The sequence below is a fragment of the Bacillus sp. 220_BSPC genome (genome assembly GCF_001054655.1).
Taxonomy (GTDB): Bacteria; Bacillota; Bacilli; order Bacillales; family DSM-1321; genus Peribacillus; species Peribacillus frigoritolerans.
The window spans coordinates 12,977-32,027 of record NZ_JVPL01000020.1 but is presented as its reverse complement, the minus strand read 5'-3'; the positions used below and the strand labels follow the sequence as shown (position 1 = coordinate 32,027).

At 41.1% G+C, this 19,051-nt stretch carries 18 protein-coding genes; 8 read left to right on the top strand and 10 right to left on the bottom strand.

The annotated features are described in order from the left end of the window. Nucleotides 1–482 precede the first annotated feature (482 nt). From ADA55_RS01325 to ADA55_RS01315, 3 genes are all read left to right on the top strand, one after another. Complete coding sequence (locus ADA55_RS01325; RefSeq protein ID WP_034314822.1) at nt 483–1,376, top strand: cation diffusion facilitator family transporter; 894 nt, start codon at nt 483–485, stop codon at nt 1,374–1,376. 236 nt (nt 1,377–1,612) lie between these two features. After that, a complete protein-coding gene (locus ADA55_RS01320; RefSeq protein WP_053087350.1) occupies nt 1,613–2,722 on the top strand; it encodes a sensor histidine kinase in 1,110 nt (369 codons plus the stop codon). Nucleotides 2,723–2,996: 274 nt separating this feature from the next. Continuing rightward, complete coding sequence (locus tag ADA55_RS01315; protein WP_048678073.1) at nt 2,997–4,328, top strand: hemolysin family protein; 1,332 nt, start codon at nt 2,997–2,999, stop codon at nt 4,326–4,328. A 56-nt stretch (nt 4,329–4,384) separates the two neighbouring features. Here ADA55_RS01315 and ADA55_RS01310 read toward each other — a convergent pair whose 3' ends face one another. The 4 genes from ADA55_RS01310 to ADA55_RS01300 all read right to left on the bottom strand — a co-directional run bounded on the left by ADA55_RS01310 (nt 4,385) and on the right by ADA55_RS01300 (nt 6,815). Then, nucleotides 4,385–5,017, bottom strand: coding sequence for a DedA family protein (locus tag ADA55_RS01310; protein ID WP_048678071.1), 633 nt, complete (start codon nt 5,015–5,017; stop codon nt 4,385–4,387). Nucleotides 5,018–5,176: 159 nt separating this feature from the next. After that, a complete protein-coding gene (locus ADA55_RS29045; protein WP_153246081.1) occupies nt 5,177–5,341 on the bottom strand; it encodes a hypothetical protein in 165 nt (54 codons plus the stop codon). 92 nt (nt 5,342–5,433) lie between these two features. Further along, nucleotides 5,434–6,147 carry a FixH family protein gene (locus ADA55_RS01305; protein WP_048678066.1) on the bottom strand — a complete coding sequence of 238 codons (714 nt, stop codon included), beginning with the start codon at nt 6,145–6,147 and terminating at the stop codon, nt 5,434–5,436. Nucleotides 6,148–6,242: 95 nt separating this feature from the next. Then, nucleotides 6,243–6,815, bottom strand: coding sequence for a YitT family protein (locus ADA55_RS01300; RefSeq protein WP_048678063.1), 573 nt, complete (start codon nt 6,813–6,815; stop codon nt 6,243–6,245). A gap of 618 nt (nt 6,816–7,433) precedes the next feature. Between ADA55_RS01300 and ADA55_RS01295 the strand changes: the two genes are divergently transcribed. Then, nucleotides 7,434–8,786, top strand: a complete 1,353-nt coding sequence (locus ADA55_RS01295) for a hemolysin family protein (RefSeq protein WP_048678061.1) — start codon at nt 7,434–7,436, stop codon at nt 8,784–8,786. 336 nt (nt 8,787–9,122) lie between these two features. Here ADA55_RS01295 and ytvI read toward each other — a convergent pair whose 3' ends face one another. Beyond that, a complete protein-coding gene (ytvI, locus tag ADA55_RS01290; RefSeq protein WP_176702826.1) occupies nt 9,123–10,166 on the bottom strand; it encodes a sporulation integral membrane protein YtvI in 1,044 nt (347 codons plus the stop codon). Between the two features lie 128 nt (nt 10,167–10,294). On the opposite strand from ytvI, the gene ADA55_RS01285 reads away from it, so the two are divergent. Both ADA55_RS01285 and ADA55_RS01275 read left to right on the top strand, forming a co-directional pair. Beyond that, complete coding sequence (locus ADA55_RS01285; RefSeq protein WP_082162770.1) at nt 10,295–10,498, top strand: hypothetical protein; 204 nt, start codon at nt 10,295–10,297, stop codon at nt 10,496–10,498. 660 nt (nt 10,499–11,158) lie between these two features. After that, nucleotides 11,159–11,578: a MarR family winged helix-turn-helix transcriptional regulator gene (locus ADA55_RS01275; protein WP_034314851.1), complete on the top strand. Its 420-nt coding sequence runs from the start codon at nt 11,159–11,161 to the stop codon at nt 11,576–11,578. Between the two features lie 65 nt (nt 11,579–11,643). Here the strand turns inward: ADA55_RS01275 and ADA55_RS01270 are convergent, their stop codons facing one another. Continuing rightward, nucleotides 11,644–13,035 (bottom strand): PLP-dependent aminotransferase family protein, encoded by a 1,392-nt coding sequence (locus ADA55_RS01270; protein ID WP_048678054.1) that lies wholly within the window; start codon nt 13,033–13,035, stop codon nt 11,644–11,646. A 103-nt stretch (nt 13,036–13,138) separates the two neighbouring features. On the opposite strand from ADA55_RS01270, the gene ADA55_RS01265 reads away from it, so the two are divergent. Then, a complete protein-coding gene (locus tag ADA55_RS01265; protein ID WP_082162767.1) occupies nt 13,139–13,615 on the top strand; it encodes a GNAT family N-acetyltransferase in 477 nt (158 codons plus the stop codon). 368 nt (nt 13,616–13,983) lie between these two features. Here the strand turns inward: ADA55_RS01265 and ADA55_RS01260 are convergent, their stop codons facing one another. After that, the gene (locus ADA55_RS01260) at nt 13,984–14,439 is read right to left on the bottom strand and encodes a GNAT family N-acetyltransferase (protein WP_048678078.1); all 456 of its coding nucleotides are present in this window, start codon (nt 14,437–14,439) and stop codon (nt 13,984–13,986) included. 17 nt (nt 14,440–14,456) lie between these two features. Then, nucleotides 14,457–15,503 (bottom strand): nitronate monooxygenase, encoded by a 1,047-nt coding sequence (locus ADA55_RS01255; RefSeq protein ID WP_338565111.1) that lies wholly within the window; start codon nt 15,501–15,503, stop codon nt 14,457–14,459. A 111-nt stretch (nt 15,504–15,614) separates the two neighbouring features. Between ADA55_RS01255 and ADA55_RS01250 the strand changes: the two genes are divergently transcribed. Further along, on the top strand, nt 15,615–16,580 hold the full coding sequence (locus tag ADA55_RS01250) for a rhodanese-related sulfurtransferase (protein ID WP_048678052.1): 966 nt from the start codon (nt 15,615–15,617) through the stop codon (nt 16,578–16,580). A 305-nt stretch (nt 16,581–16,885) separates the two neighbouring features. Here the strand turns inward: ADA55_RS01250 and ADA55_RS01245 are convergent, their stop codons facing one another. Together ADA55_RS01245 and ADA55_RS01240 are read right to left on the bottom strand one after the other, a co-directional pair. Next, complete coding sequence (locus ADA55_RS01245) at nt 16,886–17,518, bottom strand: superoxide dismutase family protein (protein ID WP_053087349.1); 633 nt, start codon at nt 17,516–17,518, stop codon at nt 16,886–16,888. 172 nt (nt 17,519–17,690) lie between these two features. Further along, nucleotides 17,691–18,998, bottom strand: coding sequence for a CitMHS family transporter (locus ADA55_RS01240; protein WP_048678050.1), 1,308 nt, complete (start codon nt 18,996–18,998; stop codon nt 17,691–17,693). Between the last annotated feature and the right edge of the window lie 53 nt (nt 18,999–19,051).

Sequence of the window (19,051 nt, the reverse complement as noted above, 5' to 3'; positions counted from 1 at the left end):
AAAAATAGACAAACTCGATTTTCATCGAGTTTGTCTACAGTCTGAGGCCGGATTCATATAGAATCCGGCCTTTTTGTTAATAGGATTTTTTCAGTATTACATTCGGAGCAGCCGAAAGACACCGGGTTGCTAATTGTTGCCCAAACCACATCCTGCATCAGTGCTGACTATCAGGTTCAAAATGCCTGAATCAGAACCTTTCACTCTCAGCCTTTAGGCTCCCCTTGTGGAAGTATTTAATTTTCGATCAACGGTTAGAATATACTATTAGTTTCTTTAAATGAGAATTAAAGAAACTGTACATGTCATCGAATTCACATTTTACCATCATGTAAATATCATTTCGTTTATCCAACATCTTTACAGACTTTCAATACACCTGCTGAAAACCAAGTTAGATGGCTAAATATGACAATTTTTCTATAGACTCACTAAGGTTTGATTTGGTATCTTTATTAAGCCTAATTTACATTGGGGAGGGAATGGACATGGATAAACATTCGATATCAGCTGAAAAAGGCGCCTACATAAGCATTGCCGCTTATATATTCTTGTCTGCTCTAAAATTGTCATTTGGTTATTTCGGAGATTCTAAAGGGCTTTGGGCTGATGGTTTAAATAATACGACCGACATCATCGCTTCCATAGCCGTTTTGATTGGTTTGAAAATTTCAAAGAGACCTCCTGATGATAATCATTCATATGGTCATTTACGGGCGGAAACCGTAGCGTCATTGGTAGCTGCCTTCATCATGATTACAGTGGGCCTTCAGGTTGTATTCAGTGCCATTGAATCCTTCTTTCACCAAGATTCAACAACCGTTCCCAGTATGCTGACCGGTTATGTCGCTCTATTCTCTGCAATCTTCATGTACGGAATCTACCGTTATAACCTTACATTAAGTAAAAAGATCAACAGCTCTTCCATCTATGCCGTTGCTCAGGATAATCGTTCCGATGCCCTTGTCAGTGTTGGTGCTTTCATTGGAATCATCGGTACTAAGATGGGAATCCCTTGGCTGGATGCGATAGCTGCAGCAGTCGTTGGGGTCATCATATGCAAAACGGCCTGGGATATCTTTCGTGATGCTTCCATCTCTTTAACCGATGGTTTCGACGAGCAGCTCCTGCAAAAGATCGGACAAACCATTATATTGACAGAGGGTGTTAAAGACATGAGTGAAATTAAAGCCCGGATGCACGGAAGTGAAATCCTGCTCGAAACTACCGTTCATGTCAACCCTCTTTTGACCGTCATTCAAGGTCATGATATTACAGTTAGAATCGAAGAAAATCTTCTGAAGGAATATAATATCCAGCATGTGATCGTACACATCGAACCATATGCATTTCATAAAAAAGGTAACCGTCATTAACTTTACGGATACCTTTTTTTGTTATTTATTCCTGTAATTACTGTAATAAAACTGTGTCAAAAAAAGGTATTTATTGATTGATTGCCGAATATTTATCCAATTGACACATGTTAAAAGAACAGTAATCTGTTATCATGAAAACAAGTTGTAATTATTTTGATATTTTGTAATTTTATTCAAATAAAGCACTTTCTGGGTCAAAAGTAAATTCATTTTCCTACAGTATGGAGGGCAAAATGGTATCTAATCGAGAAATGACCATTCACTTTTTATCTTCTCAAAAAAACAGTATCATTTCCAAATGGAAAGATGAGTTGCTGCATTTACCGGACGGATATCTGGGGTATTTTAAAGGAGAAGTGGAAAATATTTTTAATTTGCTAATGGATCAGGTTGGAAAATCGGATACTGACATAGACGATGTACTGAAGGTCGTAGGGGAAAAAATTGCGGCTGATCGCGTTACTAAGCAATTGGATATGGAAAATTTCTTTTCCACTGCAACCATCGGGAGATCCGTCATCTTAGAGCACATTTTGAATTCCGGAGCACACAAAGAAGAAATATCGGCTCTAATAAAACGGGTAAACGTTTACTTCGATAAACTCATTCATTTTGCATTATCCCATTATACCGAATTGAAAACGATGGAACTTGAAGAACGCTATCAATTCATAAGCCCAAACCATAAAGACCGTTTGACGCTCCTTGGCCAAATGACCTCGAGCTTTGTCCATGAATTCAGAAATCCACTGACTTCCATCATGGGATTCATACAATTATTACAGGCAGAACAACCTGAGATAAAGTACCTTGATATCATTTCAAAGGAATTGGATCAGCTCAATTACCGGATCACGCAATTTCTTAATATTTCCAAAAAGGAAACTTCAACAACACAACCTGATCTATTTTCCATTGCTCAGCTTGTGAATGAGGTGATCGAATTTTTATATCCCAGCATTTTGGAAGTTAATGCTTCCATTACATGCAATATTGCCGAGGATGCCGTAATTTCGGGTTCTAAAGAAGAATTCCGTCAGGTTTTATTAAATATTATATTAAATGCTCTTGATGTGGTTGCAGGGATGCCTTCCCCATCCATTTACATTTCAGGCTCTGAATCGCCACCCGGCATTCTTACTTTAAATATATCGAATAATGGGCCGAAGATACCTGACGACGTCCTGCCGAATATTTTTGAGCCATTCATCACCACAAAAAAAAGAGGAACGGGATTGGGATTATTCGTCTGTAAAGAAATCGTTTTAAAGCATCAAGGAACATTATCCTGTCACTCTACCGATTTCCTAACGACCTTTTCCATACAATTAAAAACTAAATAATGGATAAATATCCTTTTTTCCTTAGGCTTTTAGTGTGAAATTTTTGACTGATTGACGTCCAGTTACTTATACTAATAGGAAGGTTCCACTACTGATCGAGGTGAATGATCCTATAGATTGAAAATAAAAACCTGATTTCATACAAGATAGCGCATTATTTTTCCATCTAACATTTTATATACTAATATCATTTCATTCATTATTGGTTTTGGGAGGTGACTGGGATAATTAAATCGTTCGGCACATCTGGCGATTCAATAAAGTCCCACACTAATTGGACATATTAAGTTTTTTATTTGTCATTATTTTAATTGCTTTAACAGCCTTTTTTGTAGCTTCGGAATTTTCGATCATAAGGGTTCGCAGCTCCAGGATCGATCAACTGATTGAAGAAGGAAACAAAAAAGCCATTGCGGCAAAGAAGGTTACATCCGATCTTGATGAATACCTATCCGCGACACAGCTAGGAATTACCGTTACTGCCCTTGGACTGGGGTGGCTAGGACAACCGACCGTCCTCAAATTGGTTGGGCCCTTATTCAATGCCTTGAATATCCCACAAGAAGTTACAAGCATTCTGACATTTGTCATTTCATTTTCCCTGATTACGTTCCTGAATGTGGTTGTAGGTGAATTGGCTCCAAAGACGGTTGCCATCCAAAAGGCTGAGCAAGTGACCTTGGCAATTGCCGGCCCGCTGATTTTTTTCCATAAGATAGCCTTTCCCTTCATCTGGGCCTTGAATCATTCTTCCCGATTCGTTGTCGGATTATTTGGCTTTAAGCCAGCATCCGAAAGCGAAATAGCCCATACGGAAGAAGAATTGCGTTTCATCCTGTCAGATAGCTATAAAAGCGGGGAGATTAACCAGTCGGAATTTAAATATGTAAATAACATCTTTGAATTCGATGATCGAGTTGCCAAGGAAATCATGGTTCCACGGACAGAAATCATGACCATATCCAAGGATGAAACGGTACAGGCATTCGTCGATGTGGCCAAATTGGAAAAATACACTAGATATCCTGTTGTCGAAGGTGATAAAGACCATGTCATCGGCCTAGTGAACTTAAAGGAAGTTTTCTCGGATCTTATCAAGAACCGGGAAATCCATATCAAAGCGATTGAAAATTACGCTCGTCCGATCATTCGGGTAATGGAAAATATACCAATTCACGATTTGCTGTTAAAAATGCAAAAAGAACGCATTCATATGGCTATTTTGATGGATGAATACGGCGGAACTTCCGGACTTGTCACAGTCGAGGATATCCTCGAGGAAATCGTTGGGGAAATTCGTGATGAATTCGATATCGATGAAGTTGCCTCAATCAGGAAAATTAAAGAAGGACATTATATTTTAGACTCTAAACTTCTTGTAAAGGAAGTGAATGATCTACTTGGCATTCACTTGGAAGAAGATGATGTCGATACGATAGGCGGATGGGTCCTTACGGAAAACTATGATGTGAAGGTAGGGGACATCATGGAAAAAGACGGATTCTGTTTTAAAGTGATTGAAATGGAAGATCACGCCATCCGCTCCATCGAGGTTACAAAAAAGGTCGTACATCTTCCTCTTGAAGAGGATCTTACCCAAGGTTAATGATCAAAAACAGCCACGTAAAAGGTTATTTTACGTGGCTGTTTTTTACGATTTGTTCATTTATCGGGAAACCGTCCCATTTTTTTGACCGTTACGATTGGAGGTGTGCTCCTTCTTTTCCATAAGATATACAGCATGATGAGGATAAAGGAAAAACCAGCAGCCGGTATTAGATAAGGTTCAGTTATTTCCCGGATTTGCTGCCAATTCTCGCCGAGGATCCTTCCTAAGGTCAGGAACAATATGGTCCAAGGTATGACAGCCGCAACCGTATAAAATATAAACTTCCATACGGACATCCTCGCAATTCCGGCAGGGATGGAAATGGCATGGCGAACAACCGGAATGAATCGAGCCGTAAAAACCACTCCCACGCCATACCGCTTAAACCACTCTTCAGCATGTACAATATGATTTTCTTTAATTAGAATATATTTTCCATATTTCAAGAGAAAGGGCCTTCCTCCGTAATACCCCGCCCAATAGAGAAATAATTGTGCCATCGTCCCGCCTGCCACACCGGCAAGAACAGCTCCCCAAAAATTCATTTTCCCCAGGCCGACCACATAACCACCGTATCCAAGAACAAGCTCACTCGGGATGATTTCAACCATCAGCCCCAATAAAATCCCCATATAGCCCATTTCCGCAAACCAATTCAATATCGTCATAATAAGCTGTGATATCATGCTATCGGACTCCCCTTACCACTAATTTCAAATTGTTTGTCCTTCTATCCTATTCAGCTCATAACGTTCTATTCGATTTTTCATATCCAGTTTCACAATGCACCACATTCAGGATTGCACAAAAAAAGACCAGCAGTTATGTACTCCGGTCTCTTTACATCAATATTCTTTTAGCTCCCCTTTTTGGGAAATTTGAGAAAAAACAGCGGCAGTGAGTAAGGATGAATCATTTTGTGAAACATTAGTGAAAATCTCCTGCCGTGATTTCGTTTTTTCAATATGTATCCCGAGATCTTTATACTTGTTGATTATTTGATTATTCATGCTTACCCTCCCTTTCTGCTGTACCGTTATCCTTTAACTTCCCATTTAACGAAGTAATAAAACCTGTTTAAACGACTCGATCCAAAAAACAATCAATTGACATGAATGGTTTGCAGTTGGTGTTCATGCACTTCGTCTTTTTCAACATGGACCTGGACCTTATAGGTTCCCGCTTCTTCGAAAGATACCTTATTTAGATATGTTCCATTCCCTTCTTCTTCAGCTTTGGTGAAATGACTCTCTTCGCTGCCTTCCTTCCACACCTCGAAATTCACATCTGCATTTGTCAGTGGCTTCCCATTCAATTCAACCGTCGCTTCAAAGTTCGAACTGTTTCCTGCCTTTACAGGGTTACTTTGAAACCCGATAGATACATCCGTACTAGGATGAACCGATGCACCTTCACTTTCATGTCCTGGAACGACAACTTCTTTTTCAGGCATTACATGAAGGCCTTTAGCCGTTACATGGGACACTACAATATATTTGCCTTGTTCCTCAAAAGTATGCATCACTTGATACATGCCACTTCCAGTATTCTTTGCTTCAAGCATTTCCCGTTTATCCTGTCCGGACTTTCTCACTTCAAACAGCACCTCATCAGCTTCATTCACCAATTGGCTTCCCTGTTTCACTGTCGTTTCAAGAATGACTTCTTTTCCAGGCTCCACTTTCCCTTTAATGACAATTGATGCATCCATCGATTCTGGAACAGCACTGTTAACTTCCTTATCCTCTGGCATTTCAGACTCTTGACACCCTGCCAACATAACTAACAACGCAGTACACATATAAAGTTTTTTCATATGAACTTCCCTTTACTATTTATTAGACTAAAAAATCTGTCCTCTTCATATTGCCCATCCTTTCCTTTTTTCAGATTTTTATACATAATTTAACATCAAATGGTTCGCATTACGGTGACTGAAGTCAGCATGGCTACCGCGATGATCGTTAAAAATGAATATAAAAAGATTGAAGTCCCCACAACGCTCAATCCACAAAGCAGTACACACCCATCAATGAAAAAAATCAGCAGACCTACATTGAGTCCACTTTTCCTGGAAAGGATCTGTGCCAACATATCGGTTCCGCCTGTAGAGGTCCCATACCGAAGCATTAAACCGATGCCAAGTCCAATCAACCCTCCCCCGATTATCGCACTTACATAAATGGGAAGGTTCCATCCTGTGACAGCGTCGGAAAAAATATCGATGCATAAAGAGGAAAAAAGCAAGCCATGCAAGCTGTTCAGGAATAATTTTTTTTCAAAGTACCAAGCATATATATATAATGGAATGCTGCTCAAAATCACACCCAGTCCTGTCGGAAGTCCTATATAGTAATGAAAAATCAGCCCAATCCCTATCATGCCGCCATCCAATAAATGATAAGGTATCAGAAAAAAATTGATTCCCACACCTACAAGCATGCTGCCGGCAATGATCGCTGCCATCCGTTCCATGATTTTCATGGCTGCCACCCCCTTTAATTCTTGCATTTAAAACTTGTCTTGGTTTCTATAGAATATGTTTGTACCATCAAAAAAATAATGAAACGGACCAATTTTTTATGAAACGGCCATCAGTTTTCTGAATATTCTATAATATGTTACAATAAAGTAGAGAAAACAGTCAAAAACAGCTAATTATTAGCTCAAACTGATCCTTTACAAGCAATATTCCGGATTTAAGGTGCCGTAAGCTGTTTGACTGAATGATTAACTCTTTCTATAATGAAAGTATTTAAATTAATTAGATTGAGGTGATTTGATGGGGCATTAAAGAATGTTCGTTTTGACGGACGGGCGCTGCTTTGCGTAACGGATATGTGCATCCTTTTGGAAAATGGCTGCACTCCTTCAGACAGAAATTCTTCTATTTCCCGTCTACGCATCGCTAATCGGCATATACTATTATTCTCTTCATCACTAAAAGAAATGGGAGTTCAAGCGGCTGCACAACTATGGCCACAGGCCTTTTTGAAGCAATCCCGAAAATATTCAGCACGGCAAAAAAAATATACTTGTATATTTTAAAAATGTAGGAGGTGTACTCCTTATTCGTCTCGAAGGCGAGTTAAGGGAGACTATTTGGACATAATAAACTTGGTTCTTATTGCCATTTTAATTGCTTTAACAGCATTTTTTGTAGCTACGGAGTTTGCGATTGTTAAAGTGAGAAGCACGAGGGTCGATCAATTAATTGAAGAAGGAACGAGGAATGCTATTTCAGCAAAGAAGGTCATCTCCAACCTGGATGAATACCTCTCAACTTGTCAGCTCGGAATTACCGTTACAGCTCTAGGGCTTGGATTCCTTGGGGAACCGACAGTTGAAAACATTTTGCACCCACTCTTGAATCAATTGAATCTTCCAAATTCAGCTTCACATGCACTCTCGGTTGCAATTGCCTTTTCTTTCATTACGTTCATACATGTCGTTGTTGGAGAATTGGCACCGAAAACATTGGCGATTCAAAAAGCGGAGCAAGTAACATTATTGGTTTCGAAACCTTTAATTGCCTTTAACAAAGTCATGTATCCATTCATCTGGGTACTGAATGGCTCTGCAAGGACGCTTACAAGAATGCTAGGATTAAAAGCGGTTTCCGAACATGATTTGGCTCATACAGAAGAAGAGCTTCGAATCATTGTTTCCGAAAGCTACAAAAGTGGCGAAATTAACCAATCAGAGTTTAAATATGTGAATAAGATTTTTGAATTCGATGATCGGATCGCAAAAGAAATCATGGTTCCACGTACAGAAATTGCAACGGTATCCAAAGATGATACAATCCAGCAGTTTTTCACCGTAATGGCGGAAGAGAATTTTACGCGATATCCTGTCATTGATGGTGATAAGGATCATGTTATCGGAATGGTCAATATCAAAGAGCTATTCACTGAAATGATAGACAGAAACAATCAGGCAGCGTCAACGATCGACCGATATGTTCGTCCGATCATCCGTGTCATTGACAGTATCCCGATTCACGATTTACTTTTAAAAATGCAAAAGGAACGGATCCACATGGCCATCCTCATGGATGAATACGGCGGTACGTCAGGTTTGGTTACCGTTGAAGATATCCTTGAAGAAATCGTTGGCGATATCCGCGATGAGTTCGATCTGGATGAAGTTCCCGATGTCCGCAAATTAAAAGAAGATCACTACATCATCGATGCCAAGGTATTAGTCAGTGAAGTGAATGATTTACTTGGATTGGATATCAATGATGAAGATATTGATACGATGGGCGGATGGATCCTGACCGAGGATTATGAGGCCAAACAAGGTGATATCCTGACTTATGGTCCCTATAACTTCAGGATAAAGGAAATGGAAGATCACCATATTCGTTATATTGAAATATATAAACAAGCAAAAGTCGTAAGCGAAGTGAAAGAATTCCCGATCATATCACAAACCGAAATCGTTTCATGATAATAACCCCCGTTCCTAAAACAATAGGAGCGGGGGTTATTTTTTTTCAACTGGTACATGAAATAAAATAAATACATATTATATAAAACCTGCTTCATTTAACATTGGATGAAGTATAGTTCTACCTTTATTGTTTCATACTGTTAAAAAAGCGATACTTTTTGAAGGAGTGAAGAATCATGAAACTCATAACCATTTGCCAGCACTGCAAAGGGAAAGGGAAAACCCGTTATCTTCAATTCTTTTCCCGGGACTGTAATCATTGCAACGGTCAAGGTAAAGCGGTAAAAGATATGTCAAATTTAAGAAATCAGGCCAAAAACATCTAATAATCTTTCATATTTTGAAGTTGGTTTTAATGACACCTGCCCTCTTTAACGTATCATAAACAATCAGTATCGAAGGTCCAAGGAAAAGCCCAAGGAAACCAAGCATCTTAAACCCTAAATAAAGACTGACCAACGATGCCAAGGGGCTTAATCCCATATTTGCTGAATAGATTTTTGGTTCAATGGTCCTTCTTATGATGGTAATGACCAGGAATAGGATGATGAGGCCAATACCAAGATGATGATTTCCTTGAGCCCAAACGATCGCTGCCCATGGAACCAGCACAGATCCCGTCCCCAAGATAGGAAGAATGTCCACAACCACTATTAACAGTGCCAATGGGATCATATACTTTACATTTAACAACCATAGTCCTCCATAAGCCATGATGAACGTTATTAAACTCAACAGGATTTGTGCCTTAATGAAGCCTACGGCTGCCATACTTAAATCTTGATAAACTAGCGAAATCTTTTGATAGGTGGATGTCTTTAAATAAAAGACTGCCTTTTTTCTTAATTTAGGCAATTCAAGACTGATTAAGAATAAAGCGATTAAGTAAATTAAAAAGTCAATGAAAAATCCCGGAATGAGTGTAACGAACTGAACCATATCCTGAACAAAGCCCTCTGCGAACCCCTCCAGAGCCATGACTCCCTTTTCCATCGTCTGTTCCACCGATTGGATGAGATTTGGCGGCAAAGTTTGCGAATACCGTTCCCATTGCCTGATGACTGGCAATATAGCCGTCAAATACACTTCACGTATGAAACCGGGAAATTCTTCCGAATAGACAATGGCCTTCTTGATTAATACCGAAAAAGAAAAATAAGTGATGCTCATAAGCCCGCCTACATATAAAACAAATGAAATCAATACGGCCCAAAAACGATGCAGCTTTGCCGTTTCACCAATCATTCTGACCAATCCATCCAAAAGAATGGCGGTGAGCAACGCTAAAATCAACGCCCATGAATAGGGAATGACGATTAATATGACTAAAAGGAGAATCCCCCTCCAAAACCAGCGAAAAAAGACGGCGACATTCACTGAACAAACCCTCCTTGCACTTTCCTGTTCTCCTTATATTTATGAAACGGGGTCACATATATTTCGCTTATACGTTTTATTTTCTCAATAAGGGGAAAAAGAGATACAAAGAGATGGAGGGATTGACATTGGATAATAAAGATAAAGAAAAGTATATTGAGGAGCGTAATGATAAATCCAAGGCCTTCAAGAAAAATCAGGAAAAACAGCTGGAACGTGATCAAGTGGTCATGCCCATTGATGATTTACCAATTGATGAAATTAAATATGAACAGCAAGAAGAACGAAATAAAAAAGAAACAAAGCACCGCTCCACCAGCGATAAGTTTTAAACAAAAACCAGCCACTTTTTAGAGGCTGGTTTTTGTTTGCAGGATATACTGCATTCAGCGAGTTTTATACTTTTACCAATTTCGTCGGCACTTATGGACCATTTCAAAGAAAAATATATTCTTCCCATCATATATTGCAAGCAGTAGCCTAAAAGGGGTCCGGAAAGTGTATCTATCTTTAATTGATGTACCGGCAGCACCTTCAACTCCTCAGGTATGGTTTCTAACTAAATGTTATAACAAAATTGATTCGGGTGTTCGAGACTCCTGCGGGAAAAGCGCGTCCAAGGAGACCCCGCACGTGTAAGCCGAGGTGGCTCCCCGGACCGCCCGCGGCGAGTGCCTGGAACGGAAATAAACGTCCAAATGGACAAACCACAAAAAAACTGCAGGCAAACATGAATTCTCGAATTTGTCTCTAGGCTGAAATATATTCCATCATGATTAAGGTTCTTCTTGTGATTGTGCAGATGCTTCCCCCTTTGTTGTTTGAGATTTGGGAAGACTGAGCTTTCCCTCAATTCATTCATTGCCAGAATTTTACCCTCCCCCGCTTTGCTTCCAAAAATAAACATTGACTGAAATAAATGATTCTTTACAATAGACTTTTAAGAATTAAAGAATATAATGGACTGGTCGACCATTATAAAGGAGAATCATATGACGAACCCTACTCAATTATTTCATCAATATTTACAAGTATCGAGATCATTAGTCAGCAAAATGAATGAACAAATTACAGCCCTTGAAATTTACCATAATCAGTGGACAATCCTGAATTACTTAAAGAACTGTGGCTATTCCACAATCCCCGATATTTGCAGTTACCTGGATGTAGACAGTGTGATCATCACACGTTCGGTCAACAGCATGGAACAGAATAATATGATTAAACAAGTTCCTGGTAAAGATGAACAGGAAAAACGAATCGAACTGACCCCCCGGGGCAAAGAGGTACATACAAAATGTCTTAAGATTGCAGAAAAAATCGAAGGAAAGGCCTTGGAAGGCATTACTGAAGAAGAACAGGAAGTATTTTTCCAGACGGTCCTTAAAATCCTCAATAATATAAGAAACTAAAATGGGTAGCTTGTATCATTGTAGAATAAGTGTGAAGCAAGGAATTTCCTTACTTTCACACCAAGCTATAGCCATGCCTTTTTTAAAAGCCGGATTCCAGCTTCGATTTCCCTTTCGGTTAAACCACCGTACCCAATCAAAATAGTCGGATCTTTCACTTTCTTTGAATGATAAACCGATGTTGGGTGGACTTTAACCCCCACATTGGCAGCCCTTTGGATGAGATCTGCCTCACTGCTGCCGTTTTTTACGTTTAAAAGAACGTGCAATCCTGACTTTTCACCGATTATGGCTACACGATCATGGAAGCTCTCTTCCATTGCGTTCAGCAGCACCTTATTCTTTTTACGATAAATCGTTCTCATTTTATTCAGATGGCGTTCCCAATGTCCATTTTTCATAAAAAGACAGAGCGTTTCCTGAATCAGTCTGGGAACGGTCTGTTTATATCCGATTAACTTCTGCTGAAATTTGCTAGACAACTCCATGGGTAACACCATAAATCCCACCCTGATCGATGGGATGAACGACTTTGAAAACGTGCCTAGGTAGACGACCCTTCCATTTGTGTCCAATCCTTGCAATGACGGAATCGGTTTGCCTGCATGTCGGAATTCCCCGTCATAATCATCCTCAATAATATAACCTTTTTTTTCCACCGCCCAATTCAATAATTCCACCCGTCTAGTTATCGGCATGATCATACCGGAAGGAAATTGATGGGAAGGTGTGACATAGGCTACATCCGCTGTACTCTCTTTCAAGTAGTCCACACTCATTCCACTTTCATCCAAAGGTATGAATTCCGTAACCGCCCCCTCCAGCCTCAGTACCTCCCTTACCCGATGAAAGCCAGGATCTTCTAATCCAAATACCCGCTCATTTCCAAGTAGTAACCGCAGAAGATGGATGAAATACTGGGTTCCTGCCCCAATGATGATTTGATCAGCCCCGCAGCGAACTCCTCTTGATTGGAATAGATAGGATGAAATCTCAGCCCTAAGCCCCCATTCACCTTGCGGATCACCACTCATGAACATTTCCCTTTCCTGTAGATACAACGTATTGTTCAAGCATTTTTTCCATACGGCATGCGGGAAAGAATCCACGTCCACCCGGCCATGATTGTAATCTATCTCATTTCTTTCATTCAGAGGGTCCATCATCCCTTCTGTTACAGGCAACGGCTCATTCAAAGCTGAAATCGGTTCTAAATCGGCTACGTAATAACCTTTCCTTAATTGACTTTCCACATATCCTTCTGCCATCAACTGCTGATAAGCCGTATCAACTGTATTCAGGCCTATCCCTAAATGCAAGGCCAGTTTTCGTTTAGAAGGCAGTTTCATTCCGGCCTTTATTTGTCCATTCTGGATTTCCTTTATAAAGTATTTATACAATTGCACATATAAAGCTTCTTTGTTCGTTTTATCTAGGGTTAGAGTGATTTCAAACATTTGGTCCTCCTTCAAACTGGTTCCATAAATTATATCAGCATTGGTCCTTATTGCAGAACCAGAATATTTTTATAATGTAGATATCAATCAAGAGGAGGAAACTATGGAGCATTTCGAATTATACGGTAAACACGTGATACTCACCCCGATGATGGAACATCATATCGAACCACTTTACGCCGCTTCCCTGCCATCTGAAATATGGGAATGGAGTGCAACAAAGATTTTGTCATATGAAGAGGCGATCTCCTATGTAAAGGAAGGCATTCTAGCAAGGGAACAGGAACTTCATCATCCATTTGTCGTTATCGATCGGACAGATGATTCGGTAGTTGGCAGCACGAGCTTAAGGAATATTCACTTTCATAATCAATCGCTGGAAATCGGCGCGACTTGGTATCATCCCGACAAATGGCGAACAGCCATAAACACTGAATGTAAGTACTTGTTATTGCAGCATGCTTTTGAAAAGTGGCAAATGAAACGGGTTGAATTCAGGACGGACGAATGCAACAAAAGATCACGTTCCGCAATAACCAGGCTCGGCGCCCTTGAAGAAGGGATTTTGAGGATGGAGTAAAAGCTACAAGATGGGAGGATCAGGAATACGGTGGTCTATAGTATTCTCGAGCATGAATGGCCCAGTGTGAAAAGGAATTTGGAAGCTTTTTTAGAAAGGTGAAAATGTGAAAAAAGAGTGCCGTTGTTTTGCACTCTTTTCTCTTAGTGCTATTTTTCATGTGAGTCTTTACGAATTTTCGATAAAGAATCCTTTTGCCTTTTCGTTGATCGAATGAATATGAAAACACCAATCGCAAATAAAAATGGCATTAGTAAAGCAAAAAGAAGATAAATCATATCACCAAAGAACAAGTTCATTACCCCCATAGCAATGCGACGCACACTTTCGTCTGTAAAGCTTTTCTGTCAGACTTGGATGATCCCTGCTTAGTCCAAGCTTTGTGACAAGCGAATCATATCCTGGCACTGAATCCCATTTTCATAAATGGCCTCGGAATAGTTTCTAGTAAAAAAATCCCGATCGACCCCAGTTATTCTAAAACCGCATTTCTGGTAAAGGGCAAGCTGCCCTATCCCCGAATTCCCCGTACCGATTTCAATCATTTTATATCCCTGGTCCCTTGCATGGCCTATCGCATGTTCAATCAATTGCCTGCCGATTCCTCTTCCATGGTACTGTTCATCGACCGCGATGTTCATTATCTCTATCAGTTCCGGGCCTTTTTGCAGTAAAACACAAACGCCGATCATCCGGTTATCACCCACGGCAACAAAGCACGTTCCGCTTCCCAAATATTCCTCGACCAATTTCCTTGAAGGATCTGCCAAAAGCAATAAATGCATCGGGGGTGGCTCATCCAAGAATAATTCCCTTATCTCCATCAGCATCCAAACCCTCCTCAGTTTAATTCATCCACAAGCAGTTCAACCAATTCCGATGCAGGAAGTTCCCTGCTCAACTTATAACCCTGTCCTGCCCACAAAGCCATCAATTCAGGATTGTTCTTTTGTCCGGCTGCTTTTCGCATTTGTTTGGTCATGTGATGGACATAAGGATAGGCGACCGGTGCAACACTATCATATTCCGTTAAAAAGTGATTCACCAACCCGCGTGCCCTCCGGCCGCTGAAGGCTCGGGTAACAGCAGTCTTAGTAAATCGGGGATTCCCCAGCGCCGCCTTATGGACCGGACTTGCCCCGCTTTCGGGACAGCGAAGGAAAGCGGTACCCAATTGTGCCGCTGTTGCTCCCGCTTCAAGCACGGCCGCGATATCCTTTCCATGCATCAGTCCGCCCGCTGCAATGATCGGTAAGTCCAGCTCAGCCTTTATCATCCGAATCAATACTAAAAGGCCGTAATCATCTTCTGTGCGGTTATCAAAGCTGGCCCGGTGCCCCCCTGCTTCAAACCCCTGCACACATAGAACGTCCGCGCCTGCTCCCGCCGCCTTCTTTGCTTCCTGAAGGTTGGTTACTGTCACGGCTATAAGGGAACCGACATCTTGGAGCTCCCTTATTACATGTTCCGTTGGACATCCAAACGTAAAACTGACGACCGCGACCCCAGCCTCCTTCAATACATGTAGTTTATTTCCCCAATCATCGTCATCACTATCGGCTTTTCCAATCTCAGCCCCGACGCTCTCGGCCTCTTTTTCGATCTTTTCACGATAGCCAGATAATATATTTTCATCCGCCGCCTCGTTGCCTGGCACAAATACATTCACGCCAAAAGGGCGTTCAGTCAACTGACGGGTCTGCTCTATCTCCTCCTTCATCTCTTCCGCATTCTTATAGCCAGCTGCGAGAAAGCCCAATCCTCCTGCATTGGATACAGAAGCCGCAAGCTTCGGAGTGGAAGCTCCTCCTGCCATCGGTGCCTGAATGATTGGATATCTCATTAACTCTTTCAACATTCGATACAACTCCTCTTGATTTTTCTTCATGGCCTTATCATTTTTACGTTTTCTTGGTATAATGATTATCTGTAAGAGAAAAGTGTCTAAATGATCACCCTTTATATCTTGCAAATATAAAACATAGGTGGTAAATAAAAAATGGAAACAAAACCATATAGAGTATTACTTTATTATTTGTATGTACCTATCGAGAATCACGAAGAATTCGCAGCCGAGCATCTTGCGGCATGTAAAGCCCTTGAATTGAAAGGCCGTATCTTGGTGGCTTCAGAAGGTATCAACGGAACGGTTTCAGGTACGATTGAACAAACCGACAAATATATGGACATGATGAAAAGCGATCCCCGCTTTGCCGATATCGTGTTTAAAATAGATGAAGCTGAAGGCCATGCTTTCAAAAAAATGCATGTTCGCCCACGCAATGAACTTGTAACGCTACGCTTGGAAGACGACATCAACCCGAACCAGACGACAGGCAAATACTTGAGCCCGAAGGAGTTCTTCGAGCAAATGCAAGATGAAAACACCATCGTCCTTGATGCCAGAAATGACTATGAATTTGATTTAGGACATTTCAGGGGTGCAATCAAGCCAGAAATCACGAATTTCCGTGAACTTCCGGAATGGGTACGGGAAAATAAAGAAATGTTCGAAGGCAAAAAAATCCTAACGTATTGCACTGGCGGTATCCGCTGTGAGAAATTCTCCGGCTGGCTTGTCGAAGAAGGCTTTGAAGATGTAAGCCAGCTGCATGGCGGCATCGCAACATACGGGAAGGATCCCGAAGTCCAAGGTGAGCTATGGGATGGCCAAATGTATGTTTTCGATGAAAGGATTGCCGTACCTATCAATCAAAAGGAACATGTAATTGTCGGACGCGATATTTATTCCGGCGAACCTTGTGAACGCTATGTCAATTGCGCAAATCCTGAATGCAACAAGAAAATCCTTTGCAGCGAAGAGAACGAACACAAACATATGCGCAGCTGTACCCATGAATGCCGAGTGCATCCGCGTAATCGCTATGTAGTCGAGCATAACCTTTCTGAAGAAGAAGTGGCTGAGAGATTACAGCTAATCGAAGATTCCATTACGGCAAAATGAGTTTAGCAAACCCGAATCAGTGGACATGATCCCTGTTCGGGTTTTTTTATCGATTCAAACCAAATCTTATTTTTCTATATTAAACCTATGCCTTGGACTTCATTCCGCTGTAAGAATTAACTTTGATCTTTTAATGCCATCTTCTTTTACTGCAATATTACTTCCATTCTTACTTCTATATCACAATAGAAAAAACCTTCTTAATACGTAAAAAGAATGGTTTCCGCTTTTAGATTTTAGCGGTCATCAGTCTTACCTTCATGAAAAGAGCGATTCCTCTTTAGAGGAATCGCTCTTCATTCATGTTATTTTGCCTCTGCACTTACAACAATCCCGCAAGCTTGTCTATCGCCTGCATCACCAGTTTTCAAAGTATCTGCATCGGGTCCTTTTTCTCCATTGGCTTCATAGCGGTCAGGAATATTGGCAAAGTTGTCTGGGTTAGCATGAACGATTACAGCCAGCTCTTCTTTCTTCAGTTGGTCTATTGTCATGTTATCCAATGTTGCCGTATATTTTGCTGTCCCATCTTCTTTTACATATAAAGGGGGCATATCACCTGCGTGTTTAGAATGCGTTTCATCAGTTGGGTTGAAGTGTCCTCCCGCTGTAGTGAAAGGGCCATCCTTGGCATCCGCCTCACATGCTGCGTTCTCGTGAACATGGAATCCATGGTAGCCTGGCTCAAGACCTTCCAAAGCGGTCTCGATCACTACAGAATTCTCTTCAGCGGTAAAGTTCACCGTCCCAAGTGTTTTACCTTCTACATCTTTAACTTCCGCTTTCACCTGCGGATCAACCTCTGTATCTGTTCCTTGTCCCACTGTAGTCATGTCCTCGGCATTATTATCGGCCTCATTTGAATCATCCGCTGAATTGCATCCATACAGTAAAAAGGCAGCACACATAGGCAGTATAAGCTTTTGTTTATAGTTCATGATAACTTCCCTCCACTCTCTTATATGTATCTTCCTCTTATTACTTTCCACTATTATGGAAGAATAAACAGATAGCGGCATAAATAGGAAAATAGATTACACCAATGAGGGTGAACACCTTACTAAATTCACAGACAAGGATATTACACTATAGCTTAATGGGCTCACATTTTTACAAAGTGATGACCCCGAAAGTAATGGCTGCGATCGTCATGATGATGGTTGTCCCAAACGCCCATTTAAACAGGAATTTTTGATGATCCCCAAAATCCACGCCTACAAGGCCAATCAATATGAATGTTGCAGGCACCAATGGCGATAAGGGGAACCCTGCGGTCGAATGACCTAATAATGCCGCCCTTCCGATTTCTACAGGGGCAATGCCGAAGTTCGATGCCGTTTCACTTATGATTGGCAGAATGCCAAAATAATAGGCATCAGGTGAAAAAATGAACCCCATAGGTATGCTCGTCAGCGCTACCACCAGTGGCAAATGTGCCCCGAGCCACTCCGGAATGACAGTTACGATTGAAGCAGCCATCGAGTCCATCATCTTTGTTTCCGTGAATACACCCGTAAAAATCCCAGCTGCGAAAATGAGTGTACAAATCATCACGAAACTATTGGCATGACTTAAAATCCTTTCCTGCTGTTCTTTTGGGTTCGGAAAATTAACGAATAGTGCAATCGCAAAAGCGGAGGCAAATAAGATTTGGATCGGCAGCACTTCCATCACCAGCAAAACCATCAGTAAAATCGTCAAGAACCAATTAAACCAAAAAAGCCTGGATGTTCCTTGAGGTGCGGTTTCAACAGCTGCAGCCTGTTCGCCCATACCAGGTTGCATGTTCGTCTCCAGGGAACCGACTCCCAATCTCTCCCTTTCCTTTTTGCCAAGTACATATGCCGAAAAAAGCGTCCATAAAAGACCGCAAATCATGACTGGAATAAGAGGTATGAATAACTCCGATACTTCCACCTGAAGGCTCGCGGCCGCCCTGACCAAAGGACCTCCCCAAGGAATCATGTTCATGACGCCAGCGGCCAAACCAACGACACAGGCCAATACGAGCCTGTTCATCCCTAATTTGATATAAAGCGGCAGCATGGCCGAAACAGTGATCATGAATGTAGAAGAACCGTCTCCGTCCAAACCTACCAATATGGTTATAATGGCGGTTGCCATGACAACCTTTAACGGATCTCCTTTTACAAAACTCAGTATTTTAGCGATCATGGGCTCGAATAAACCAACGTCAATCATTAAACCAAAATACAGAATAGCAAAAACGATCATGACTGCTGTCGGTGTCACCTTTAAAATGCCCGCAACCATCATATCTCCCATTTCCGAGGCAAACCCACCAATCAGACCAAAAGCTATCGCCGTGAAGATAAAAGCGACAACCACTGATAACCGCTTCGTGATGACCAAGACCAGAAACGTTAAAATCATACAAAACCCTAAAATCGTCAACATGTTTAAAACTCCTTTAATTGGAAAAATGAATACCTTTTGTTTATTTAATTTTT